General features: G+C 70.4%; 23 protein-coding genes and 2 pseudogenes. 10 read left to right on the forward strand and 15 right to left on the reverse strand.

Annotated features, from left to right (window positions below):
• Window positions 1–229: 229 nt before the first annotated feature.
• Entirely contained in the window at window positions 230–883 is a 654-nt protein-coding gene (locus ACPA54_RS02675; protein ID WP_423526346.1) for a hypothetical protein, read from the forward strand.
• A gap of 633 nt (window positions 884–1,516) precedes the next feature.
• Here ACPA54_RS02675 and ACPA54_RS02680 read toward each other — a convergent pair.
• Together ACPA54_RS02680 and ACPA54_RS02685 are read right to left on the reverse strand one after the other, a co-directional pair.
• A complete protein-coding gene (locus ACPA54_RS02680; RefSeq protein ID WP_423526347.1) occupies window positions 1,517–2,605 on the reverse strand; it encodes a cell wall-binding repeat-containing protein in 1,089 nt (362 codons plus the stop codon).
• A gap of 319 nt (window positions 2,606–2,924) precedes the next feature.
• Complete coding sequence (locus ACPA54_RS02685; RefSeq protein WP_423526349.1) at window positions 2,925–4,370, reverse strand: DUF6056 family protein; 1,446 nt, start codon at window positions 4,368–4,370, stop codon at window positions 2,925–2,927.
• A gap of 153 nt (window positions 4,371–4,523) precedes the next feature.
• On the opposite strand from ACPA54_RS02685, the gene ACPA54_RS02690 reads away from it, so the two are divergent.
• The 4 genes from ACPA54_RS02690 to ACPA54_RS02705 all read left to right on the forward strand — a co-directional run bounded on the left by ACPA54_RS02690 (window position 4,524) and on the right by ACPA54_RS02705 (window position 7,216).
• Window positions 4,524–5,363 (forward strand): hypothetical protein, encoded by an 840-nt coding sequence (locus ACPA54_RS02690; protein ID WP_423526351.1) that lies wholly within the window; start codon window positions 4,524–4,526, stop codon window positions 5,361–5,363.
• A 140-nt stretch (window positions 5,364–5,503) separates the two neighbouring features.
• Window positions 5,504–6,445, forward strand: a complete 942-nt coding sequence (locus ACPA54_RS02695; RefSeq protein ID WP_423526353.1) for a glycosyltransferase family 2 protein — start codon at window positions 5,504–5,506, stop codon at window positions 6,443–6,445.
• Window positions 6,445–6,837 carry a GtrA family protein gene (locus ACPA54_RS02700; RefSeq protein ID WP_423526355.1) on the forward strand — a complete coding sequence of 131 codons (393 nt, stop codon included), beginning with the start codon at window positions 6,445–6,447 and terminating at the stop codon, window positions 6,835–6,837. The genes ACPA54_RS02695 and ACPA54_RS02700 overlap by 1 nt, the downstream gene beginning before the upstream one ends.
• 148 nt (window positions 6,838–6,985) lie before the next feature.
• A complete protein-coding gene (locus ACPA54_RS02705; protein WP_423526357.1) occupies window positions 6,986–7,216 on the forward strand; it encodes a hypothetical protein in 231 nt (76 codons plus the stop codon).
• On the opposite strand, the gene ACPA54_RS02710 is transcribed toward ACPA54_RS02705, so the two are convergent.
• Window positions 7,176–7,748 carry a transposase gene (locus tag ACPA54_RS02710; protein ID WP_423526358.1) on the reverse strand — a complete coding sequence of 191 codons (573 nt, stop codon included), beginning with the start codon at window positions 7,746–7,748 and terminating at the stop codon, window positions 7,176–7,178. The genes ACPA54_RS02705 and ACPA54_RS02710 overlap by 41 nt on opposite strands.
• 100 nt (window positions 7,749–7,848) lie before the next feature.
• Between ACPA54_RS02710 and ACPA54_RS02715 the strand changes: the two genes are divergently transcribed.
• Window positions 7,849–8,283, forward strand: a complete 435-nt coding sequence (locus ACPA54_RS02715; protein WP_423526360.1) for a nuclear transport factor 2 family protein — start codon at window positions 7,849–7,851, stop codon at window positions 8,281–8,283.
• A 179-nt stretch (window positions 8,284–8,462) separates the two neighbouring features.
• Here the strand turns inward: ACPA54_RS02715 and ACPA54_RS02720 are convergent.
• Window positions 8,463–8,705, reverse strand: a pseudogene (locus ACPA54_RS02720) (3-beta hydroxysteroid dehydrogenase); the annotation flags it as partial.
• Here ACPA54_RS02720 and ACPA54_RS02725 point away from each other — a divergent pair.
• A complete protein-coding gene (locus tag ACPA54_RS02725) occupies window positions 8,682–8,849 on the forward strand; it encodes a hypothetical protein (RefSeq protein ID WP_423526362.1) in 168 nt (55 codons plus the stop codon). The pseudogene ACPA54_RS02720 and the gene ACPA54_RS02725 sit on opposite strands and share 24 nt — an antisense overlap.
• Window positions 8,850–8,869: 20 nt before the next feature.
• Here the strand turns inward: ACPA54_RS02725 and ACPA54_RS02730 are convergent.
• Window positions 8,870–9,034 (reverse strand): annotated as a pseudogene (locus tag ACPA54_RS02730) (aldo/keto reductase); the annotation flags it as partial.
• Here ACPA54_RS02730 and ACPA54_RS02735 point away from each other — a divergent pair.
• On the forward strand, window positions 9,024–9,308 hold the full coding sequence (locus ACPA54_RS02735) for an alkyl sulfatase C-terminal domain-containing protein (protein WP_423526364.1): 285 nt from the start codon (window positions 9,024–9,026) through the stop codon (window positions 9,306–9,308). The pseudogene ACPA54_RS02730 and the gene ACPA54_RS02735 sit on opposite strands and share 11 nt — an antisense overlap.
• Window positions 9,309–9,322: 14 nt before the next feature.
• Here ACPA54_RS02735 and ACPA54_RS02740 read toward each other — a convergent pair whose 3' ends face one another.
• On the reverse strand, window positions 9,323–10,084 hold the full coding sequence (locus ACPA54_RS02740) for an SDR family oxidoreductase (RefSeq protein ID WP_423526365.1): 762 nt from the start codon (window positions 10,082–10,084) through the stop codon (window positions 9,323–9,325).
• 188 nt (window positions 10,085–10,272) lie between these two features.
• Here ACPA54_RS02740 and ACPA54_RS02745 point away from each other — a divergent pair, with 188 nt between their 5' ends.
• Complete coding sequence (locus tag ACPA54_RS02745) at window positions 10,273–11,163, forward strand: helix-turn-helix transcriptional regulator (RefSeq protein ID WP_423526367.1); 891 nt, start codon at window positions 10,273–10,275, stop codon at window positions 11,161–11,163.
• A 240-nt stretch (window positions 11,164–11,403) separates the two neighbouring features.
• Here ACPA54_RS02745 and ACPA54_RS02750 read toward each other — a convergent pair whose 3' ends face one another.
• A complete protein-coding gene (locus ACPA54_RS02750; protein ID WP_423526369.1) occupies window positions 11,404–12,315 on the reverse strand; it encodes an alpha/beta hydrolase in 912 nt (303 codons plus the stop codon).
• Between the two features lie 90 nt (window positions 12,316–12,405).
• The gene (locus ACPA54_RS02755) at window positions 12,406–13,083 is read right to left on the reverse strand and encodes an NAD(P)-dependent oxidoreductase (protein ID WP_423526371.1); all 678 of its coding nucleotides are present in this window, start codon (window positions 13,081–13,083) and stop codon (window positions 12,406–12,408) included.
• Between the two features lie 158 nt (window positions 13,084–13,241).
• Here ACPA54_RS02755 and ACPA54_RS02760 point away from each other — a divergent pair, with 158 nt between their 5' ends.
• Window positions 13,242–14,135 (forward strand): sigma-70 family RNA polymerase sigma factor, encoded by an 894-nt coding sequence (locus tag ACPA54_RS02760; protein WP_423526373.1) that lies wholly within the window; start codon window positions 13,242–13,244, stop codon window positions 14,133–14,135.
• Window positions 14,136–14,270: 135 nt separating this feature from the next.
• Here ACPA54_RS02760 and ACPA54_RS02765 read toward each other — a convergent pair whose 3' ends face one another.
• The 7 genes from ACPA54_RS02765 to ACPA54_RS02795 form a co-directional block, all read right to left on the reverse strand.
• Window positions 14,271–16,805: a prolyl oligopeptidase family serine peptidase gene (locus ACPA54_RS02765; RefSeq protein WP_423526375.1), complete on the reverse strand. Its 2,535-nt coding sequence runs from the start codon at window positions 16,803–16,805 to the stop codon at window positions 14,271–14,273.
• Entirely contained in the window at window positions 16,798–17,721 is a 924-nt protein-coding gene (gene rarD / locus ACPA54_RS02770; RefSeq protein ID WP_423526376.1) for an EamA family transporter RarD, read from the reverse strand. The genes ACPA54_RS02765 and rarD overlap by 8 nt, the downstream gene beginning before the upstream one ends.
• A gap of 678 nt (window positions 17,722–18,399) precedes the next feature.
• Entirely contained in the window at window positions 18,400–18,795 is a 396-nt protein-coding gene (locus ACPA54_RS02775) for a hypothetical protein (RefSeq protein ID WP_423526378.1), read from the reverse strand.
• Between the two features lie 226 nt (window positions 18,796–19,021).
• A complete protein-coding gene (locus ACPA54_RS02780) occupies window positions 19,022–19,819 on the reverse strand; it encodes a hypothetical protein (protein WP_423526380.1) in 798 nt (265 codons plus the stop codon).
• Between the two features lie 251 nt (window positions 19,820–20,070).
• Entirely contained in the window at window positions 20,071–20,889 is an 819-nt protein-coding gene (locus tag ACPA54_RS02785; RefSeq protein WP_423526382.1) for a fumarylacetoacetate hydrolase family protein, read from the reverse strand.
• A complete protein-coding gene (locus ACPA54_RS02790) occupies window positions 20,886–22,064 on the reverse strand; it encodes an acyl-CoA dehydrogenase family protein (RefSeq protein WP_423526383.1) in 1,179 nt (392 codons plus the stop codon). Before ACPA54_RS02790 ends, ACPA54_RS02785 begins: the two co-directional genes overlap by 4 nt.
• Window positions 22,061–22,669 (reverse strand): flavin reductase family protein, encoded by a 609-nt coding sequence (locus ACPA54_RS02795; protein WP_423526385.1) that lies wholly within the window; start codon window positions 22,667–22,669, stop codon window positions 22,061–22,063. Before ACPA54_RS02795 ends, ACPA54_RS02790 begins: the two co-directional genes overlap by 4 nt.
• Window positions 22,670–22,817: the final 148 nt, after the last annotated feature.

Raw genomic sequence — 22,817 nt, forward strand, 5'->3', positions numbered from 1 at the left:
ATGGTCGTGCGCATGGTGAGCAGCGGCCCGTCCGGGGGCGGCGGGCGCCCGAGCTGGTTCCCACCGCGCCCCGGCCAAGCGAGATCCGCCCTGGATGCCGCTGCTGCCGTCGTCGCGGATGCGACAGGGCAGCCCGCGCCAGTCGCATTTCGGACACCAGGGAACCGGATCCGAGGCCGGCGAGTCACACCGGGGTCAACGCGATCGAGAGCGTGAAAGGACCCGCGGGATGCACGGAACGACAAAGCTGAGATCGGGCGTACTCGGAGCGGTCGCGGCCCTCGTGGCGGTGGCCGGGTGCGCCGAGGGGGCATCGCCGATCGCGCAGGGTGACAACACCGCCGCCTCGAGCGCCTCGCAGTCTCCGCGGATTTCCAAGTCGCCTGACACGTACGAGTACCAGCTGCGTTCCTTCGGTAACGATCACGCCGCGTTCTCGCTCCGCCTCGGCCCGGGGGAGACGGTGGGCCCGCTCAACACCGCGACGCCGACCGGCACCGCGGGCGAACCCCTGCGGTTGGTGCTGGAACGCCGGGACGACGTGGTCGCGACCATCACCGCGGACCCGGCCGACGTGCCGCTGCGCTACCCCAACACCGCGCTCGGGAACGGCCGCACGGGTGTCTACCGGACGACCGCCGACATCCCTGCCGACGAGGCCGCGGTGGCCGACCACGTGCGGACGGTGCTGGGCGAGGCCACGGTGTTCACGCACCCTTACTACGAGTGCACGAACTCCTGCAAACACTGGACCGTTCCGGTCGCCGTGATCACGCTGGCCCACCCCAAGGACCCCCGCTTCCCGACCCTGGTCATCGCCTCCCACCACGACGACCTCGACAAGGACGCCCTCACCGCGATCCTGGGTCGTCTCGCGGACTGACCAGCTCGGAGTCCTCCCGGCCCGGGTACCGGCTCCATCGCCGACTCTCGGTCTGGGGCGCAAGCGACAGAGGCGAATTTCAGGCAACTTCAGCACACAGCAGACCCGTTCGCGGTAACCGATGACAACGGCTGTGGCCATGGACTCGCGGTAGACCGCGACGACCCGCCCGAAGGGCCAGTTGACGTCGGCGCGGATCTTCTCGTTGCCGCAGGAGCAGCCGGCGAACAGCACGGCGCGGCGCAAGTGGCTGCGGTTCGACTCGAGCCCGGGTGGCGACGGGCGCGGTCGGTGCCGTGTCCGCGGGCCGCGTCGGTGGGCGAAGGCGTTGCAGGCGGTGCGGTGGTGGCGCCGATCGTCAGGGCTATGCCGGGCCGTACGGATCCGGGGCCACCCGGACCGCCGACGCGGGGAACCGTTCAGGCGTCTCTCGTGGTCCCGGGGAGCTCTGCCGCTCGGGAGCCCGGCTGACCGTCGACGTCACGAGCATCCCCTGGCACTCCCGGGCCAGTGACCCGGCCGGCTTCACCCTCACCGGCTGAGCAGCCGGCCCGGTGGACCGCAGCACCGGAACGAAGGCCGGAAAAGCGCACGGGGCGCCCCCTTCGGGGGCGCCCCGCAAAGCGGTTCGGGTCAGCGAGCCGCGACGAGCTTGCCGGCCGGGGGCGTGAACTTCATGCTGCCCGGGGCCTTCACGTTGTCGGCCTGGGCCGAGAACGACTGCGGCGCGTTCTTCGCCGACAGGGACGCTGCGCCGACGGCGGCGCGGACGTCCTTCTCGACCTGGGCGGAGAGCGCGCCGGTGCCGCCGTAGACGTCGGCCCAGTAGAGGCTGCTCGACTTGGAGGAGAGGTAGTTCCAGCTGCGCCAGTCGAGAGAGTCGTAGCCGGAGAGCAGGACCGGGCCACCCATCGACGCGGCGAGCGCACCGCCGGACATCGCGTCGTGGAAGCTGCGGATGGTCGCGACGCCCGCGTAGCGCACCGGGTGCTGGTCGTCGCCGAATCCGGCGGCGACCGCGATCGCGGTGTCGGTGGCGTCGGCGCCGGCGAGCTCGTAGTACGCGCGGTTGGTGCCGTTCCAGAGCGCCGTCGAAGCCGGGCCGCCGACCGCGTAGAGGGTCGTGCTCGGGTGCGCGTTGATGTAGTCCTTGGCCTGCTGCGGCAGCGACGTGCCGTTGCTCAGCAGGACCACGCCGCCACTGCTGCCGGCCGCGGCGCCCGCCGAGAGGGCGTCGTAGTAGCTGAGACCGGTCGCCACCATGATGAAGCTCGGGTTGCTCGTGGTCTCGTTGGCGATGCGGACGTTGGTGTCCCACATCAGCGGGCCGCCGAGGCGGACCGGGTTGAACCCGAGCTGCCGGATACGGTCCTCGATGCCGGTGGACAGTGCGCCGGTGCCGCCGAGGAGGTAGACGGTGCCGCCGGGGGCGAGGATGCGCTTGATCTCGGCCTCGGTCTGGCCGTGCAGCGAGGTCGGCGGGGTGAGGAGGAGCGGGCCCTGCTTGGCCGCGGCCAGCGGGCCGCCGACGAGGCCGTCGCCGTAGTGGTCCCAACGAGACAGCACGACGGCCTTGGCCTGCTCCCGGCTGTCGTTGGCGTTCCCGTTGTCCTTCCACAGCGACTGGGACGCCGCGGCAGCGGTGCCCGCCGAGTCGTCGCCCCACAGCCGCAGCACCTCGGTGTCGGCACTGGCGTATGCCGACGGCGCCGCGGTCGTCACGGCAACCGAGGCTGCGGTGGCGGTGGCAATGAGAGCAGCAATTCGCTTCAGCTTCACTGAGCGTCAAATCCTGTCTGGGATATGGAATCCGAACGCCAGGAAGGGAGTGCGCCGCTGCGGGGAAATGCCCGAACCGTCATGAATCGGTTGCCTCACGCACCCCCCCGAGGAATGACGTCCCCTCCTGCGCGAGGTGCAACGATATCGTCGGCAACCGAAACCCGCCAGGTTTTAATTGTCTTGGCCACACGGAGAATTGCGGACCCGCCGGAAACATGTCCACAAAATCAGCGCAGTGCGATCGGCGGGTTATGCAGCGTTACTTCGCGGCCTCGGGCGAGTAGATGTCGTCAACCCCGTAGTACTCGGTGATGCACTCGGCGACCCAGTCGGTCGGGCGCGGCGTCTCGTAGGCCTCGGAGAGCCAGTCGATCTGGTGCGGGACGTACGGCACGACCTTCTCGCCGCGGGCGATCGCCGCACGGATCTCGGCGTTCCCGGCGTCCCAGGCGGTGGCCCGGTTGACGTTCTTCGTGGTCATGTCGCGGACGACCGCGCTCCAGTCGAACAGGGCGACCACGAGCGCGCCCGCGGCGATCGCGCCGGCCAGCACCACGACGGGCACGGCCGCGCTGCCGCGGCCGGCGAGGCGCTGCCGCAGCAGGAAGCCGAGGCAGGCCCCGTACGCGGCGAGCGCGATGGCCGCCGGGCCGAGGTAGTTGAACCACGTGCGGCTGTAGGCGTACGCGCCGCCGGGCCCGTAGCCGAAGCGCACCGAGACGGTGATGACGAAGGAGATCGCGATGAACAGCAGCGGCGGCAGCACGACCAAAAGCAGCCGCGTCCAGCGCGACCGCACCGCCGGCACGGCACCCTCGCGGCGCACGGTGAGCAGCCCGACGGCCAGGCCGGCTGCGAACACCGCGAGGTAGGCGCGGGTTTCCACGATGGTATGCAGCACCTTGACCCACTCATGGTAGGCGTCGGTGAGGAGGTCGCCGGAGAACATGCTCTCGCCCCGGTCGGTGATCTCCCGCCGCCGCTTGGCGCCCGGGGATATGTAGAGCAGTCCGAATCCGACCAGCAGTCCGCCCAGGGTGGCCACGCACCACGCCAGCGGGTAGCGGCCGTTGCGGCGTATCGCGGTCACCAGCGCGAACAGTGCCGCGACCCCGACGAGCGCCAGCGCGACCACGGTGAACGGCTCGCTGAGCATCCCCATGAACGCGCCGATCACCGCGGCGGCGGCCGTCGCGACGATGCGGTGCGTGCGGCCCTGCGCGCGCAGTGCCCAGTACATCGCCCACAGCGCGATGACGAACGGCAGGGTGTGCGAAATGGTGCCCGGCGCCCACAACAGGGTCTGGTACGGCAGCGGCATCGACAGGAACAGGGCGCAGCTGGACACGACGGCCAGCAGGACGCTGCCGTAGAGCGGCGTCACCCAGCCGGCGCGGCGCGCCAACTCGCGGTAGACGAGGACCAGTCCGCCGACCATGAAGACAACGAGCAGAGCCGGCAGGACCTTCGGGCCGAGGATGCCGTCGGCGTACACGATGGCGGTGACGAAAGCGTTGGACGTGCGCCCGTTCTGGGTGGTCCAGAAGTCGTCGACGATCCCCCACGTGCCCATGTCGCGGGTCTTCCAGGTCGCACACCAGTCGTCCGAGGTCGGACGCACGTACAGACCGAGGAACGCGCTCACCGCGAGGAGCGCGGCACCGGCGCCCGCCACTGTGTACAGCGCGATTCGTGCGGCCTTCACGGGGTTCGGTGGCGCAAATCGGCGCACAGCAGCGCAGCCCTTCGTCGGAACGTCCCTGGAGATGATCGACTCAGGATAGTCACACTATCGGGCGCTGTCGGACGGTCGCCCCGGGCCCCGGTTCCGGCCGAGGGCCGGTACACACGCGACCAGTTGCCCGGCACGCCGACCGACCTGCTCGACCGGTTCCGGCCGACGATGGTGCGGCACCTCGATCCCGATCCCGATCCCGAGTACCACGACTATTCGTCGAAGCCGGGCACGGGTTCCGACGATCATCACGACTACACGGCATCGGCGTCGTTCGCCGTGCAGGCGCTCGCCGCCTACACACGGGCATTCCCGGAGCGCGCGGTGGTGACCGAGAGCTACCGCGGTTATTCGAATGCGTATTGGCCGCACAATTTGTCGGCGGCCGACTTCGCCGCGAAGCAACCGCTGCCGGACATCTACGGCGGCGAGGACGACACGCCGTGCACGATGCGCAACGGCTGCGGCGACCACCGCATGGGCAACGGGTTCGACCGCATGCGGTGGCCGCAGAGCATGCAGTACGGGCGCCGGACGGCACGCCGCACGTGGTGGGCCTGCGGGTCACTCTCGCGCCGAAGGCGGCGGATCAGCGGGCCGTCGCCCGGTGCACGCCTGAAGGTCGACCGCAGTCTGCGGGCATGCCGCCGGGCGCCGAGAGGCTCGGGGTGCCCGGCGGGGTCGGCCCGGTCGCGGTGGCGGGCCCAGCGGCCGGCGGCCGGCGGCCGCACGGTCGCGGCCCGGAACTCCGACGGCGGTGAGCCTGCTGCGCATCGACCCGGTGGGCGGCCGCGGGCCTGGCAGCAGCTCGGCGGCACCATCGCGCACGTGCCCGCCGCGGCCGTGGACGCGAGCGGAGGACGTCTGGTGGTGGCCGCGCCGCGCAGCGATGGCCGCCTCGTGGTCGCGCGCGAGCCGAACCCCGGAGCGCCGCTGGGCCCGTGGTCCGCGGCAGGTGCTTGATCACGGCGCCGCGCGGCCCCCGACAATCGTCGGACGACCAGGTAATATCCCGTCCCGTGTACCCGCGACTGCGCGGCGCGCGCGTGCGCCCCGGCGACGGGCACAGCCCAATCCCGCCCGGCAGAAATCGGTGATCCTTGATGCGGTTGTCCATCGTGGTGCCCTGTTTCAACGAGGAAGACGTCATCTCCGACTTCCACACCACGATCAGCCGCGAACTCGCCGATCTCGACGCCGAGATCGAGATCTGCTACGTGGACGACGGCAGTGCGGACAAGACGCTTGAGCTGCTGCGCGACATCGCGGCGCTCGACCCGGCGGCGCGGTACGTGTCGTTCAGCCGGAACTTCGGCAAGGAAGCAGCGATGCTGGCGGGCCTCGAAGCGGCCACCGGCGATGCCGTCGTGATCATGGACGCCGACCTCCAGCACCCGCCGGAGCTGGTCGCGCGCATGGTCGAGCTGTACCGGGCAGGCCACGACCAGGTCATCGCGCGGCGGTCCCGGGAGGGCGACCGGTGGGCCCGCAGCATGGTGAGCCGCAGCTACTACAAGCTCGTCAACAAATGGGTGGACGTCGAGCTGGTCGACGGGGTCGGAGACTTCCGGCTGCTGTCCCGCAAGGCGGTCGACTCGCTGGTCGCGATGCGCGAGTACAACCGGTTCTCCAAGGGCATGTACTCGTGGATAGGCTTCGACGCCGCGGTCTTCGAGTACCGGAACGTGACGCGGGCGCACGGCGAGACCAAGTGGAGTTTCGGCAAGCTCCTGAACTACGGCATGGACGGCCTCATATCGTTCAACAACCGGCCGCTGCGGCTGGCGATCTACTTCGGCTTGGTGCTGTCCACGCTGGCGTTCCTGTACGCGTGCGTGATCGTCGGCATCGCACTCGTGGACGGCATCGACACTCCCGGTTATGTGACGCTGATCATTGCCGTCACCGGCCTGGGCGGCCTGCAGATGACCATGCTCGGCCTGATCGGCGAGTACATCGGCCGTATCTACTACGAGTCCAAACGGCGACCGCACTACCTCGTGCGCGAAAGCACGTTCGCCCCGGTCGAACAGGTGCGCGGCTGATGTGGCGTCAGGCGATCCGGTTCGGTGCCGTAGGCGTCGTCAACACCGGCACGTACTACCTGCTCTACCTGGGCCTGCGTGAGCTGATGCCGTACCTGGTGGCGCATGTGGCGGCGTTCACGCTGAGCATGGTCGGCTCGTTCTTCATGAACACGTACTTCACGTACCGGACCAAGCCCACATGGCGGAACTTCCTGCTGTTCCCGCTGACCAACGTGAGCAATTTCGTGATCACCACGGTCGGCATGTATGTGCTGGTGTCATGGATCTCGATGGACCAGCGGGTCGCCCCGCTGGTGGCCGCGGTGGCGGCGATCCCGGTGACGTTCCTGGTGTCCCGGCGCATTTTCGTGGGGTCGGTGTTCGCGGCGCCGCGGCCCGAGCACAGCTGAACAGATGTGAACCGTAGGCGTCCGGTCCGGGTACACCGGCCGACGAGCTCACCGCAGAAGAACAAGCAGCGGTGATCGGGTCGCTGACGAAGACGGCGCAGGCCGTCGATCGTCCGGGGCCCGGGACCACAAATCGGTATACAGCGGTGTGCGCGTCGACCCGGAGAACCATGTCGTCAATTTGTTGGTGACAGACACCGCAAAAGCCGAGCGGATTCTCGATCAGGCCGGGAGCGAACAAAGGGACGGCGACTTCTCGACGGTGCGCGTCAGCGAGTCTCTCTATACCCACAAAAAGTACTGGGACGTGCACATCTTGTCGATCTCCCGCGACCAGTTCACGAAACTGCGTTCCAACACCCGCGTGCGAGAACGTTGAACACACCCCCCAACACCACGCGCTGGTCGTTCGTCTTCAGTGCACGAGGGAAAGCGGGGGAACACGCGTGGAGCCGCGGGAGCAAGCGTTGGCCGCTCTGATCCAGGCCAGGGGCACGGCGCTCGTCCGGTATGCGTACGTCGATGCCTGATAGACGCCGGGCGTGCTTGGGAACGATCGCCGGCGCGAAGGTCCCGTCGCGGTCCCGCGGGGCCGCGACGGACACCGGCCCCACCTCGGTCACGACGGCCCTGGCGCGGCGGCCGTTGCGGGAGTTCCCGCCGTCCCGGCCCTCGGCCGCGTGCTTCGCATAGCCGGGATGGTCGTCTATCTCGCCCTCGAGAGCGGCCTCGAGCACCAGCTTCGTCTGCTGCTGCAGCAGGCTCCCGGCACCTGTCAGTGCGAGGCCCTCGGCGCGGGCCCGGTCGGTCGGCCGGCGCACCAGCTGCGCGTCCAACTCGTCCGCAGCCCAGACCTCGATGGGCTCAACCGGAATAGGTAACCCGGTTTTCTCGCTTGGGTGTTCGGACATCTGAGACCTCCTCAGGTCCAGCCGTCACGCCAAGAACCGTACAGACCCCCACCAATGATGACCCCCGTAACACATTGCGCACCGAACGGAAGGCACCTCCATGTTTCAAGAACTCGCAGACCGCGCCGCGATCGTGGACACCGTGATCGCGTATGCGACGGCCGTGGACACCAGGGACTGGAAGGCACTGGGAGCGTTGTTCACCGACGACGCCTGCTGGGAGTACAGCGGGTCGGGAGAACGGCTGCACGGGCCTGAGGCGATCGTCGCCAGGATCAGCGGCAGCGTGGAGCGCTTCGACGCCACCCATCATCTGAACGGCAACCATGCCGTCGCCTTGCACGGCGACGAGGCCGAGCACACGTGCTACTACCAGGCCCAGCATGTCCGCCTCGGCCTGCCCGACGGCGAGAAGTTCCTGGCCGGCGGCCGCTACGACGACCGCCTGCGCCGCACCCCGGACGGCTGGCGCTTCACGCACCGTCGGATCACCAGCGTCTGGAGCGAGGGAAACCCCGCCGTGATCACGTCCTGACCTCCGACCAGCGCCGCGGCGTGGAGGCCGCCGACGAACTCGACTCCCTTCGCGTGCGGTTCGGCGCGCCTCGGCGGCGTTCGGCGCGCGTCGGCGGCGTTCGGCGCGCGTCGGCGACCCGGGAGCGGGGGGACGGGATGGCCCGGGTCGCCGCCTCGCCGCGGCGTGTCGTGGTCGGCTCACGGCCGGACGTTCTCCAGATCCGCCAACAGGCCCGGGCCCGTCGGCTCCCACCCGAGAGCCCGGCGGGTGTGGGCGCTCGACGCCGGCTGGTCCATCGCGAAGATGGGCCCGAACGGGCCGAATGCCTCCTCGGGGACGGACCGCACCGGCAGGTCGAGCCGGCGGCCGACCACCTCGGCGATGTCGCGCACGGCGACGCCCTCGTCGGCGACCGCATGCCAGGACGTACCTGCCGGCGCCACATCGGCGTACGTGCCTACTACTCCAGCTATGAAGCCTGGATCGCCGACGACGACGGGCGTCCCTTCATCGAGCACGCCCTCGGCGAACTGGCCGCCCACGATGCGGCCATGCGCGACCTCGCGGTGGCAGCCAGCCGCTGACGGACCACGGTCGCGCGGGCTCAGCGGCCGATGCCGTCCAGTTCGGCCACGTCTTCGCCGGAGAGGGAGAGACCGGCTCCTGCGATGTTCTCCCGCAGGTGAGCAGGGGACGAAGTACCGGGGATGAGCAGGATGTTCGGCGAGCGCTGCATCAGCCAGGCCAGCGCGATCGACATGCGTGTCGCCCACTGGACCTTCACCGGAGCCGGGGACGACCAGCCCTGGACCATGTGGGTCCGGGGCGGCGTCCTCAACGCCCGCCCCGGCCACGCCGACGGCGCCCAACTCACCCTCACCGGACCCAAACCCGTCCTCGCCGGAGTCCTTCTCAACCCCGCCCAGGCGGCCCGCACCCTGGACGCCGGCCATGTGAAGGCAGAGGGCGACGTCGACGTGCTGGCCCGACTCGCGGAAGCCACCGACGCGTTCGACCCGCACTTCACCATGATCACGCCGTAAGCCAGGAGTGCGCCTCAGCCTTGGCGGCTGGGGAGCATGGCCAAAGCCTGGGCGCGTTGGGCGACAAGGGCGTCGTACGTGCCGTCGCGCTCCGCCCAGCGGTGCATGCGGACGCCCTTCACCAGAATTTCGCCAGGGGTGGGCTCCTCCGCGAGCAGGTCCACGACCTCGGTGGCGAAGTCGTCGAGCGGCAGTGCGTGGGGGTTCACCTTCTCCTGGCCCGCGGTGGCGACGGCCGGCGGGACGAGTTCGACGACACCGACACCGGTACCGTCCAGCTGTGCGCGCAGCGCCTCGGAGTAGGCGTGCACGGCGGCCTTCGAGGCGGCGTAGCTGGGCATGGGCGGGAAGGGCAGGAAGGCGATGCCGGAGGTGACGGTGACGAAGGTGCCCGCACCCCGGCGGATCAAGTGCGGGGTGAACGCGTCGACGACCCGGATGGTGCCGAGCAGGTTGGTGTCGATCGTCGTCGCTGTCACGTCGAAGTGCGCGGGGTCGCGCAGGTCCTCCATGAGCATGACGCCCGCCATCGTCACCACGGTATCCAGCTCGGGATAGCGGGCAAGCACGGTGTCACGGGCGGATGCGACGGAGGCACTGTCGGTGACGTCGATGCCGATCGTGCCGAATCCTTCCCCGGCAGCTTCCGCGAGCCCTTCCGGACTACGGCCGGCCACGGTCACGGTGCTGCCCGCCGCGGCGAACCGCCGGGCCAGCTCCCGCCCGATTCCCGAGGTCCCGCCGACGATGAGAACTGTGCGGTTGGAGAGATCCACGAGGTCTTCCCTTCGGTTCAAGGCACCGTCGGCGTTCACACCGCGGCACAGACAGGTGACGTTCCCTGTCTCCTTCACAACGTCCTCTCGCAGTCTTCGCGGCATCCGCCGCACATGGGGAGGCCGCCGTCTTCCCTGGTCCTGCCAGGGCCCCCTCTGCGACATGCATGCCGCGTTAGCGTGACGGTATGAGGGACAACGAATCCGGCAACCGGCTCGGCAGCTACCTTCGTGCCCGGCGTGAGCTGGTCTCCCCGGCGCAGGCGGGACTCCCGCCCGGCGGCAACCGCCGCGTGCCCGGCCTGCGCCGAGAGGAAGTCGCCCTACTCGCGGGAATCAGCCCCGACTACTACCTGCGCTTGGAACGGGGCCGCGACAAGAACCCCTCACCGCAGGTGCTCGAGTCACTCGCGCGCGTCCTGCAGCTCGACGACGTCGAACGGGCGTACCTGCTCGGCCTCGCTGCGGCACACCCCAGGGCGCCGCGCCGCAAACGCCCCGAGCACGTGCCCGCTCGGGTGCACGAGCTGCTCGCCCACCTGCAGATCCCCGCGTTCGTCGAAGGACGCGCGTTCGACGTGCTGGCCTCCAACGCCATGGCGGTCGCCCTCTCCCCCCGCCTGCGGCCCGGCCAGAACCGTCTGCGCTCCCTCCTCCTCGACCCTGAGGAACAGGCCTTCCACCAGGACTGGACGAAAGCCACCGCCGAAATCGTCGCCGCCCTCCGCACCACAATCGGCGACGACACCGACAACCCCCGGTTCGTCGAACTCGTCGGAGAACTCGCCCTGTCCAGTGAGCGGTTCCGCGTCCTGTGGGCCCGCCACGACGTCCGCACGATCGACGGAGGCACAACCACAGTCCACCACCCCGTCGTCGGTGAACTCCGCCTCCACCGAGACAAACTCCCCATCGCCGACGTCATCCTCGTCGTCTACTACCCCGACAAGGACAGCGACAGCGACGAAAAGCTGCAGCTCCTCGCCGCCCTCTCCCCCGCCGAGCCCCCGGGCCACGTCGGCACCACCGGCACGGCACAAGGCCGGCCGACGGGCGGCCCGCACCCGAAGCCACGCTGACGGACGCACACCAGGGCCGGCGCGCGGCCGGGTCGTCAATCGGCGGCCACAACGCATCGCCGAAGCACCAGACAATTGCCCCCTGTCACGGGCGACACCAGAAATCGGACCCGGCCCGCGGACACCATGACGTCCGGGATCGTCCGCCCGGTTATGACCGCGAGTTCGTCAGGTGTAAGGCGCTTGTCACCCGACCAGTCTCCCGCGCCCCGGGACTGCACTGATCCGCGGGTCGGCGGGTCAGCGGGCGGGCAACCTGCGGACCGCGTGTCGCCCGAGGAAGGCGAGTTGGGCGTCGACGGCTTGCTCGTGGGCCTCCAGGAAGGGTGCGTAGTGGCGTCCGGGGATTTGGGAGTATTCGACCAGCGGTGCGTGCTGCGTCGCCCGGCGGACTTCCTCGGCCGGGGTGCTCTGGTCCTGGTCGCACGTCACCACCAGGAGAGGCGAGCGTACGCGGGCGGCGGAACGCCCCGGTCGGTAGGCCACCATCGCCAGGGCCGTGCGCGCCGCGACCATCTGCGCCCAGTCCGGGTGGCAGTTGCCGGGGTTGAGTGCCCGGTCTCCGTCCAGGGCGTCGGGCGTCGCCAGCAGGGCGACGGTGCCGGGCTCGCGGGAGAGCGGGATGAGCGTGGGACGCCGCCCGAAGACGCCTCCGAGCATGTCGAGCAGACCCACGCCCGTGAAGCGCAGTGCGGCCCATGTCGTCTGGTGGGAGGCGGCTTTGCGCGTGGCGGACAGACCTCCCACGAAGGGCGTCTGCAGGATCACTGCCGCGAGTTGCGGGTTTCGCGCGGCGACCGGCAGGAGGTGGCCGGCCGAGGCGGAGAAGCCCCACAACGCGAGCCGGTCGGGGGCGGTGCCCGGGAGGGTGCCCGCGAAGGCGATCGCCGCTTCCCAGTCGGCCTGTTGCGCCTTCATGGGCAGCACGAGGCGCGGCTCCCCCGCGCTCTCGCCAAGCCCTCGGTAGTCGAAGGCGAGGACGCTGAACCCGGCGTCGTGGAAGCGCCGCGCGAACAAGTCCGTCGCGGCCTCCTTGGTCACGGCCAAGCCGCCGGCCATGATCACGCATACACCGTTGGTACCCGGGTAGTGCCAGGCCGCGCACTGGGTGCCACCGCTGACGAAATGCACCTTTTCACGTTCCACGGACATCTGTGCGCCTCCGCTGACGGCTCGGGCCGTTCCGGCACGAGGAAGGGGTGAGCGGCACGGTTCGCGCCACCGGTGGGGGGGCGGAGCCGGTCAACTCGCGATCCCGACAACTTGTTTCACGGACTCGGGCTCGTCGAGCACGCGCAGCATGTGGTGCGCGACATCGGCGCGCGAGGCATACCTCCCGCCCTTGAGGTTCCGGCCGTAGGCCGTGCGGTACGTCCCCGTCAGCGGCTTGTCGGTGAGTTGCGGCGGACGCGAGATGGTCCAGTCGAGGCCGCTTTCGCGGACGATGTCCTCCATGAGCGCCAGGTCCTCGAAATGGGCGCGGAACATGGTCTTGCCGAAGCGTGCGCCGAGATGCCGCATGAAGAATCCGTCGCCGGGGTCGTGCTTGGGCGGTGCCGGGTGTCCTGGTGAGGCCACCGTGCCGATCGGCGCCGCGCTGACGACGACGAGCCGCCGTACCCCTGTCGCGTGCATCGCGGCGACGATGGCCCGAGTTCCTCGCGAGGCGATGCCCGCCTCCGACCTCGGCTTGCGCGGCCCCAGCCCGGACAGCACCGCGTCGCGGCCGTCGACGGCGGTCGCCAGCAGGCCCGGATCCGAGGCCGCCAGGTCCGCGCCGAGCAGCCGGATCCGGCCCGAGACTTCGGCGAGTTGCTCGGGGCGGCGGGCCACCGCGGTCACCTCGTGCCCCGCGGCGAGCGCCTGTTCGAGGACGTGGCGGCCGATGCCGCCGGTCGGCGCGAAAATGGTCAGTTTCATGGTTCTCCCTGGTGGCTGTCCTACGCATCCCGAGAGCCCGAGGCGGGCCCCGACTGTGACATCCGTCATCCGAATGTGATCTGCTTCACGAAGGCGGGCACCCGGCGAACGAGGCGGCGGGGACCGCGCGGGGGCGCAGGGGAAAGGAGTCCCGTGTCATGGGCGACGAGCAGCCGACCGAGCCGTGGGCCGAGGACGCCACACGCGTGTACGTCGAGTACCGCGGCCTGTTGTTCTCCATCGTCTACAACCTCCTCGGCGGCGTCGCCGACACCGAGGACGTCCTCCAGGAGACCTGGCTGTCATGGGCTCGGCGGCACGAGACCGGGCGGGACATCGAGAACCCTCGGGCGTACCTGGTGCGCATCGCGGTGAACGAGGCGCTGGCCCGGCAGTCCGCCATCGGCCGTCGGCGCGAGACGTATGTCGGCCCCTGGCTGCCCGAGCCCGTCGCCGTGCCCGACCATGGGAAGCGCTACGAACTGCTGTCCGTGGCGCTGCTCGTGGTGCTGGAGACCCTCACGCCCCTTGAGCGCGTGGTGTTCGTGCTCTATGACGTCTTCGACTACCCGACCGGCGAGATCGCCGAAATCCTCGGGCGCACACCCGCGGCGGTGCGTCAGCTCGCGCACCGCGCCCGTGACCATGTCCAGGCCCGGCGTCCCCGCTACCGCGCCGATCCGCGGGTGCTCCGGCAGTTGACCGAGCGTTTCGCGGCCGCGCAGCTGGGCGGCGACGTCAACGCGCTCATGGAGATCCTGGCGCCGGACGTGACGCTGTGGACGGACGGTGGCGGCAAAGCACCCGCGGCAGGGCAACGGCCCATGCACGGAAGGGACAAGGTCGCGCGGCTGTTTGCCGCTTTCGCGGCCGCCGCGCTCCATCCCGACGCGCACGCGTCTGTCCGGACGGTCAACGGCGATCCGACGATCGTGCTTGTTTCCGGGGGCCGTCCGTTCGTCGCGCTGGTCCTCGACCTCACGCCGAACGGCACACAGGCGGCCGGTATCTACGCCGTGAGCAATCCCGACAAGCTCCTGCACCTCGGCTGATCGCCGCCGGAGGCATGGACTACCTCGGATATCTCGCGCCGCGCTCGTGGCCCGACGCCCAATCCCACCCGTGCGGACACGCGGACGGGAGCAGTCCCCGCCGCCACCGTCCGCGCGGCTCCGATGCTTGGCAAGCTACGTGGCGAGCGTCTTCTTCAGAGTCGGCACACGTCGCGCGTTGACGCCTTGATGAAGGTCGTCTTGCCGCATCGCCGCGTACCTCTCCGCGGAGAACACCGGCTCGGCGACGGCGACGTTGGCCACGGCGACAAGCCCCAAGGCTGCGAGTTCGGTCGTGTCACGGTACGCCGAGTTGACCGGTCCGGGCTCCCGGGGCACACGCCCGGACACGTCGAGAACCAGTGCGGTGATGGCAGCCAGCTCGCCGCCTCCGGGGAAATGCCCGCTGTTCTGCTGTTCCACGAACAAGGTTCCGGGACGCTTGATTTTGTCACCGTGATACGCGGCACCAGCGGCCTCGAAGGCCGCGGCGGTGCGGCGCACCGCCTGCGGGGCGATGCGCGGGTCGGACCGGCCGACGACCCACACAACCGCCTCCGGCGGCCGGCGCGGAGCAACCGGCAGGGGACCCGACGTCGCGTAGGCGGCGAGCCGGTCCCGGCGGTCGGTCACGTCCATGTGCACCTCGTGGGTCAGCCCGTCCGACGCCAAGAGGTCGACACGGGGCCGGGAGACGACCACGTTGCGGACCAGCCCAGCCGTGTTCCTGAGTACGCCCAGCGCGGTCACACCACCCGCGGATCCGAACATCACGGTGCGTCGGGCCGCGCCGCCCACGCCGGGGAGGTTGTCGAGATGGCGGAAGCCCGCCACCAGGTCCTCGTGGCCCTTCTCGCGCATCGCGGCCTTCGAACGCAGTTGGTCCGCACGCCCGTCCGCTCCGCTGCCGAACACCCAGTGCGACACGTACGCCATGCCCGCACCGATCATCACGGCGGCCTGCGGGCGAAACCCGGTGCCCGGGCCCAGGTCATAGAACGGGTAGGCGGTTTCGACGGTCGGCAAGGGGTCGTCCGGCGACGCCGCGGCAGGTCGGACGACGTGCAGCCAGGAGGTGCGTCCGCTCGCGCCGGAGACTTGGTGAAGCGAGACGGTCGCCTCGGGGATCCGCGCTCGGCGCAGGTCCTCGTCGGTGGGTCCGGCCAGCAGGACCGGCTCGGTGCCGTGCTCCACGCTGTCGAGCAGATAGGTCCGGGGCGGGATGAGCGTCGAGGCGTACTCGATCTCGACGCCCCCGTTCCCGTCGCCCTCGGTCGCGGTCAGGGCCGTGATGACGCCGTATCTTCCCTCGACCGCGACGCCGGGGACCGCGCTGTCCAACCTCTGACCGGGCAGTTCGACGGTGCGCAGATCCGCGACGTGGAGACCGTCCGCGGTGTCCTCGCGCGGTCCTTCGCTTGCGTCACCCCTGTCACTCTTGTCACCCCTGTCACCCCTGTCATCCCTGTCACTCCTGGCACCCCTCTCACCCCGGACGCCCACGTCGTTCGCACCGCCGCCGCCGGGCTCACCGGTGCGCAGGTCCGCGATGGCGACGCGCACTTCGCCGCCGTTTCTGCGGTACGACAACGCCAGCGCCGGTTCCCGATCATGTCCCCGGTCCACGACCTGGAAATCCCGGATCACGTCACCGGGACGCTCGGGAATCAGCTCGGTGACCTGGGGTCGCGCCTGGCCCGGCAACGGAGGATCCACCGCCAGGACGCGTCCGGAACGCGGCCCGTCGCCGTCCAGCAGGGCCACGAACATGCGACGCGTGCCGTCCTCCCGGAGCGGACCGACCCGCACCCGCGCGAGGACACCCGCCGCCTCGTCCACGACGGCGAACCCGCGGCCCTCTCCTCGCAGATCGACCACATCGACACCGTTGGGGGAGTTCACGATCGGACCGGACGAGACGACCCCGACAGTGCCCGGGACGGGTCCGGGGACGAAGTCATAGCGCGATCCCCTGCCCGCGCGTTCCACGAGGGGCAGCCGTCGGTCGACGCAGGTCCCGTCCGGCTCGACACGCCGAAGGTACGGGGTCCACGCGGCGTCGGGACGATGCCGTCCGTCGTCGTCCGCGCCCACCGCGTAGAGGGAGTACACGAAGGTGTCCGCGTCCAGCCAGCTTCCCGACGGATACCGGGCCGGACGCACGGGAGGGCCGACCTCCTGTCCGGTGTCGGTGCGCACCATGTGCAGAGCGGTGGCTCCCTCATGCCTGGGGTCCGCGTCGGAGTAGACCAGATGTCGGCCATCCGGCGCGGGCCAGAAGCCGTCCGGATAGATCCCCGGGTACTCCATGCTCGGGTTGAACCGCTCGACGAGGACCCGCTCCGTACTGTCCGCGGCGCGAAACACCAGTTCCGCACCGTGCGCACCGGACCGGGTGAACACCTGGCCGCGACGGGACTGATGGGCGGGTCGCCGCCACGTGAACCGCATCGCCGCCATCTGCCGGTCGACCGATTCGACGACCCCGGACAGCCGTTCCATGACGCGCTCGGCTTTGGCACGGTGGTGGTCGATCCAGGCGTTGTGTTCGCGGCCGACCCGCACCCAGGGATCGGGGTGGAGGATGTCCGGGTCAAGTGGTGCGCGAACCACCGCGTCCGGTGCGCGGAGCCGGTCGAGCAGTGCCTTGATCCCGTACCAGTCAGTCACGGCCGCCCCCGACGGCCGTCTCGACCGCGTACACCGACGTATCGCCGCGCTGTCCGCGGGTTGCCCTCCGCGCGTCGTAGGCGAGAAGCACCAGGGCCGACCAGACGAGGCCGAAGCCGGCCCAGCGGGAAACCGGCATCGGCTCGTGGCGCACCGCGACGCCGATGGCGAACTGGACGGTGGGCTCGACGTACTGCAGAACGCCCAGCATGCTCAACGGGACTTCGCGCGCCGCGGCGGCGAAGAGCAGCAGAGGCACCACAGCAAGCCCGGTCGACGCGAGCAGCAGCGAATGCCCGGGCCCGCCCACGGCAAAGGTGCCGTCACCACGGCTTGCCAGCCACAGCAGATAGCCCGCGGCGGGTACCGCCATCGCGGCCGTCTCGACCGTCGTCGCATGCGCCGCGGAGAGGTCCACCGTCTTCTTCAGGTACCCGTACGCCGCCCACGACCCCGCCAGCGCGATCGCGATCCACGGCACGTGCCCGTACGCCGTCGCCAGAACCGGCACCGCACCGGCACCCAGGGAAACGGCCACCCACTGGCGCGGTCGCAGGACCTCGCCGAACACCCGCACCCCGGTCGCGATCAGCACCAACGGGGCCATGAAGTAGCCAAGGGAGGCCTCGAGGACCCGGCCACTGTTCACCCCGTAGACGTAGACACCCCAGTTGAACGAGAGCATCAGCGCCGCCATCGAGGTCCTGAACAGAACGGCCGGTCTCGGCAGACGCAGCCACGACCGGTTCCGCCGCACGGAAAGCAGGACGATCATCGCCAGAAGTGACCACACGGTGCGGTGCGCGAGGAGTTCCACAGTTCCAGCCGGCTCCAGCAAGGGCCAGTACAGCGGGAAGAGTCCCCACAGCACATACGCCGAAATCCCCTGCCAGAGCGCTGTGGTCGGCGACGCCATCACCGGAGGTCGAGGTGATGCGACGAAGGCTGTGCGGTGCGGGCACCCGGCGGGTTCGGCACCTTCGGCGGGTTCGGCACATTCGGCAGGTTCGAAATGGTCGTCTCCAGGAGGCGATGGATTCGGCAAGTCCCGGGTTTTGATCGGCAGTCGGCGCGCCGGCCAGATCGAGGGACGCGCCAATGGGCGCGGCTTCCGAACACCGCGTCACACGCTAAGTCGCCGATTTGCCACGCACATCCGCAGATTTGCCGGGGAGATCACCAGGTTTCGTTCGACGGTCGCGAGCGAAGTCCCGGTCCGGCGCGCCTCCGGCACGTCCACCGACCGGGGCCGTACGTGCGGAAGCAACCGGGCGGCCGCGGGCAGCGGGCGCGTTTCGCCGGGCGGCATGAGATGAGCGAGGACGTTTGGCGTTGCCGGTGACGGGGTGTTCAGGGTCGGGGAGCATGTTGCGGGCGATGGCCGGGAGTTCGGGGCTGACGACGGTGGGGCGGCCGCCGGTACGTCCGCGGAGGCGGGCGGCGGCGAGGCCGGGTGTACCGGTCCCGCGCGTCCGGACCTCCGGTTCTGCGGCGTGGCCCGTGGGCCACGCCGCAGACGGCTCAGGCGACGGCGGACTTCCACGCTCCGCAGGTCGCGGTCAGCACTGTGATGCTCCCGAGGGTGGGCGTCGGGTCATGACCGGGCGGTGAAGGCGCCGAGATAGTCCATGGTTCCGACGCCGATCCGGTACGCGTCGATGAACACCTTGTGGTCCTCGGCGATCGGCCAGTGGCAGTCGCGGAAGCCGTACCCGGCGGTGCACGTGCCGATCCTCCGGCTGCCGTCCCAGACCTCCACCCAGATCTGGTTCTTGTCCTTGACCGGGTTGGAGATGTACAGGTGCTCGTCGCCGCTCTGCCCGTCGCGGGGCTGGAACTGCACGTTGGCGACCCGGTGGCCGTTCAGGTAGAAGGCCTTCTGGACATTGGGGTCGCTGGTCGCGGACGCGGTTCCGGTACCCAGGGTGAGGGCCGCGGCGAGGGCAGCGCCGACGGCGGCCAGCTTGGCGGGCGTGTGTGGTTTGGTCACCCGTTTGTTCCTTGTCTCATCGGTGCCGTCGCCCCGACGGAACGCGTCGGGGCGGTCGCAGGATGAGAGTCGGAGGAAAGGCCGAGTGTGACATTCGGCCGGCGGGGTGTGATCCAGCTCTCAGTCACCCTCAGTCGACGTGCCGCAGCATGGCGCACGACCCGGCGGAAATCACCGGCGGAATCGACACTCGCGGTCGGTGTGGAGGGCACCGGGACGTCCGTACTCACGGCGTGGGCGGGAACGTCCCGGTGAACGCGGGGCGAAACTCGGCGCCCGCTTCGACGCGGCCGCGGGCGTTGATGGCGCCGACCAGCTCAGGGTCGGTGCCCCGGGCCCGGAACGCATCCCCGCCGGCCCCGAACTCGACGTCGGCCAAGACCAGCCCGGACGTGGTGGGGAAGTCGACGCCGACCACGTATTGGCCGAACCGGCACGAGGCCAGCCGCGGAGTCGGCGCACCATCCGCGATGTAGATGTCGCACTGGGCAGGACTGTCATCGACCGACGGGACGGAGCATTCCTTAAAGTGCGTCCCCGCGGCGTCCAAGGCTCCCGCTGCCCACACCGCACCGTCACAGTAGGCGAACAGGCCCCCGCGCAGGACCGCGGACGCACCACGCGCGACGAACACCGCTCCCCCACGAGGCCGTTCCGGACGCCAGCCTCCGCAGCCGATCACCATCACCTTCTCCGCCTCCAGCAAGCAGCCGGGTCCCACCCGCACCGCCGAGCCCAGGTCCGCGGCGCCTCCGCCGAGCGACACACCCCGCAGCCGCAGCCGACCACGACGCACGCTCAACAACCCGTACCGTGCCCGGTCGACGGGCCTGCGATCCGGGCCGAGCACCTCCCGCCGGACCTCGCCGCCCTCCAGCGTCAGCAGTCCCTCCAAGGGCGGCAGTGCGCTCTCCAGCGCGAATACACCCCGCTCGGGCATCCGCACGACCGTCTCGTGCTCCGGCCCGGCCCGCGAGAACGCCGCCCTCAACCCTCCGACGTCACCGCCGTCGAGCTCGATCACCTCGACACGCCCCACCACGCCCCCGCGGATTCGCCGACTCCACGGACATTACGCCCTGAACCGGTTCGCCGCCGCAGCCCGGCGAATCGGCCCGCGGCCCGCTGCCCGGAGGGGCGCGGAACCGCTCGCCGACACACTGCCGCGGCTGACTACCAAAAGGGGCGCCCACAGGGGGCGTCCGTCCGGGAGCGCCGGGTCCGCACCTGTCGGCATGGACCGACATGCCGCGTGGCCTACGCCCGACCGGTTCGTCAAGTGATCGGCGTGGACACGGTGCCGATCCCGTCGATCGTCACCTCGACAAGGTCTCCGGCCTTCAGGTACCACGGCGGGGTTCGGCCGCTCCCCACGCCTCCGGGGGTGCCGGTGAGGATCAGGTCGCCGGGACGCAGGGGGATGACGGTGGAGGCGTAGGAGACCAATTGCGCGGGCGTGAACAGCAAGTCCGCGACCGCATGGTGCTGGACGACGGTTCCGTTCACCGTGGTGCGGAGGGTGGCGGTGGCGGCGTCGAACGCGTCGGTCGTGGTCAGGACCGGCCCTACCGGTGTGGAGCGCGCCCAGATCTTGCCCTGGAGCCACTCGGTCGTGCGGTGCTGCCAGCCCCGCATGGAGATGTCGTTGGCGACGGTGTACCCGGCGATGTAGTCGTCCGCTTCCGCTTCGCCGACTCGGTAGGCCGTCCGTCCGATGACCAGGGCGAGTTCGCCTTCCCAATCCATCTTCGGGTCTTCCGGAACGGCGGCTACCGGGTCTGCCGGTCCGGTCAGCGTTTCGGCGAACTTCGCGAAGAGTGCGGGATGGGCGGGGAGTTCGCGGCCCATCTCGCGGATGTGGCTGGTGTAGTTGAGCCCGGCGCACAGCACCTTGGAGGGATTCGGCACGAGCGTCGCCAGTCCCACGTCGGTTCGGCGGTGCCGGGTGCCGTCGGATGCCAGGGCGATCCCCCGCCAGTCCGGTTCGGCCAGCAGTGAGCCGATGTCGCGGTAACCGGGGACCTCGGTGAACGTGTCGCCGTCCAACCGGGCCGCGACTGTGCCGCTGGTGATGCGTATGGTGGCCAGCTTCACGCGTGTGCTCCAGCGGGTTGGGGGGCGATCAGGTCGAAGGCGTCCCAGCACGTCCCTTCGGGGGCGGTGCCGGACAGCATCCGACCGCACTTCCGGGTCACGGCGTCGGACGACCCGCGGTGCCGGCTTCCGGCGTGGCTGTCCCGGAAGAAGCGCTGCACCGTGCCGTCCCGCATGACCTGGGCTCCGGCGAAGCGGTAGACGAGTTGGCCGATCTCCAGCGCGGTGCTGGTCGCGAGGTTCCCGGCGAGCCGCGCCATCGTCTCCTGCTCGCCGTCGAGCGGCATGCCGGCCGCCAGGGTGGCCTCGTTGTCCGCCCAGGTCTCGCGCAGCAGCGCCATCGTGCCGCGGACGTGTGAATAGTGCCGCGCGAACTCGGCGAAGAACTCGTCCCGGGTGACCGGGGCCTGTTCCGCGGGATTCCGGCGCCGGGTCAGGGCGCGCAGTTCGTCGAGCATGCGGCGCCCGATGCCCTGCGCCCAGGCGGCCTGCTGGAGAACCGCGGGCAGCGCCGGGTCCGACCGGTACAGGGGACCGCCGCGCCGGGCGTGCCCGGGGCCGGTGCGGTACACGTACGCGTCGTCGACCGGCACGTCGTCGGCCTGGTAGTCGAAGCTCGCGGTCGCCCGCAGCCCGAGCATGTCCCAGTTGTCGCTGATCCGTACGGCCGACCGCGGGACCAGGCCCACCAGTTGCTCGCCGGTCTCCTCGACCGTGGCCGCGAGGTTGACATGGGTGGCCAGCGATACGCCGGGGGTGAACTGCCATGCCCCGCTGATCCGGTAGCCGCCGTCGGTGCGCACCGCCCGGCCGGTGAACGCGGCCGATTGACCCGACACCACAGGACACGCGCCGTCGGCGAAGAGTTCGGCCGCCGCGGCATCGCCCAGGTGGACGGCCGCGGTTGCCGTCTCGGCGGCGAGGGCGCCCACCAGCCACCCCAACGAGGCATCCGCGTGAGCGAGCTTCTCCATCACCTGGAGGACCTGTACGGGGGAGGCATCCATGCCGCCGAGCTCGGCCGGCACGGTGAGCTTGTGGATGCCGATGCCGCGGAGTGCGGTCTGGACCGCCGGCGTGGGACGGCGCAGCCGCTCGCTGTCCGCGGCCTCGCGCTCCAGGAGCGGGTGGATCGCGTCCATGTCGGCAAGGAGCCGGGTGACTTCTGTGCTCATGCTCGGTTCCTCTCGGGCTGCGCACCGTCCCCGGCGCGACTTTCGGCGGTATTTCCGGCGATGTTCCACTGGCCGCGGTGGAAGAGCAGCGGCTGGACGTCGTCGCGTTGCCCGAAGTCCGTGACCCGGCCGAGCACCAGGACGTGGTCGCCGCCGTCGTAGCTCGCCCACGGCGTGCACTGGAAGTACGCCAAGGCGCCGCCGACCCGCGGAGCCGCTTCGCCGCGGACCCAGTCGACCGGACGAGGCTGCGGTTTGCCCGCGAAATTCAGTGCCGTGTCGAGTTGGCCTTCGGCGAGCACGTTGACCGCGAAGGGCCGCTCCAGCAGGTGGCTCAGCGCCCGAGAGGTCCGTTGCATGGAGACCAGCAGCAGCGGCGGGTCCAGCGACACGGAGGTGAACGAGTTCACGGTGACGCCGTAGTCGCTGCCGCCGGCCCGGTACGTGAGTGCGACGACTCCGGTGGCGAAAGTGCCGAAGGCCTGGCGGAGAAGGCGGGGGTCTGCGGGCGGCGGGACGGTGCCGGCCGCGGGGCATGCGGGGGCGGCGCTCTCCGGGCCGCCTGCCTCCGCAAAGATCTCGGAATCCCACATGGTGGCGGTCATCCCGAACCTCCTGGACGAATCGTGGGCCCGGCCCGTGACCGGGCCGGGTTTCGGGGTGGAGGCCCCCCCCCCGGCCCCCCCCGCGGGCGGCGGCCGGCCAAGGGGGGGCGGGGCGGGGTGGCACCCCCCCCCCCACCAGAGGGCGGGG

Source organism: Uniformispora flossi, from assembly GCF_049534875.1.
In the GTDB taxonomy this organism is placed as follows: domain Bacteria; phylum Actinomycetota; class Actinomycetes; order Streptomycetales; family Streptomycetaceae; genus Yinghuangia; species Yinghuangia aomiensis.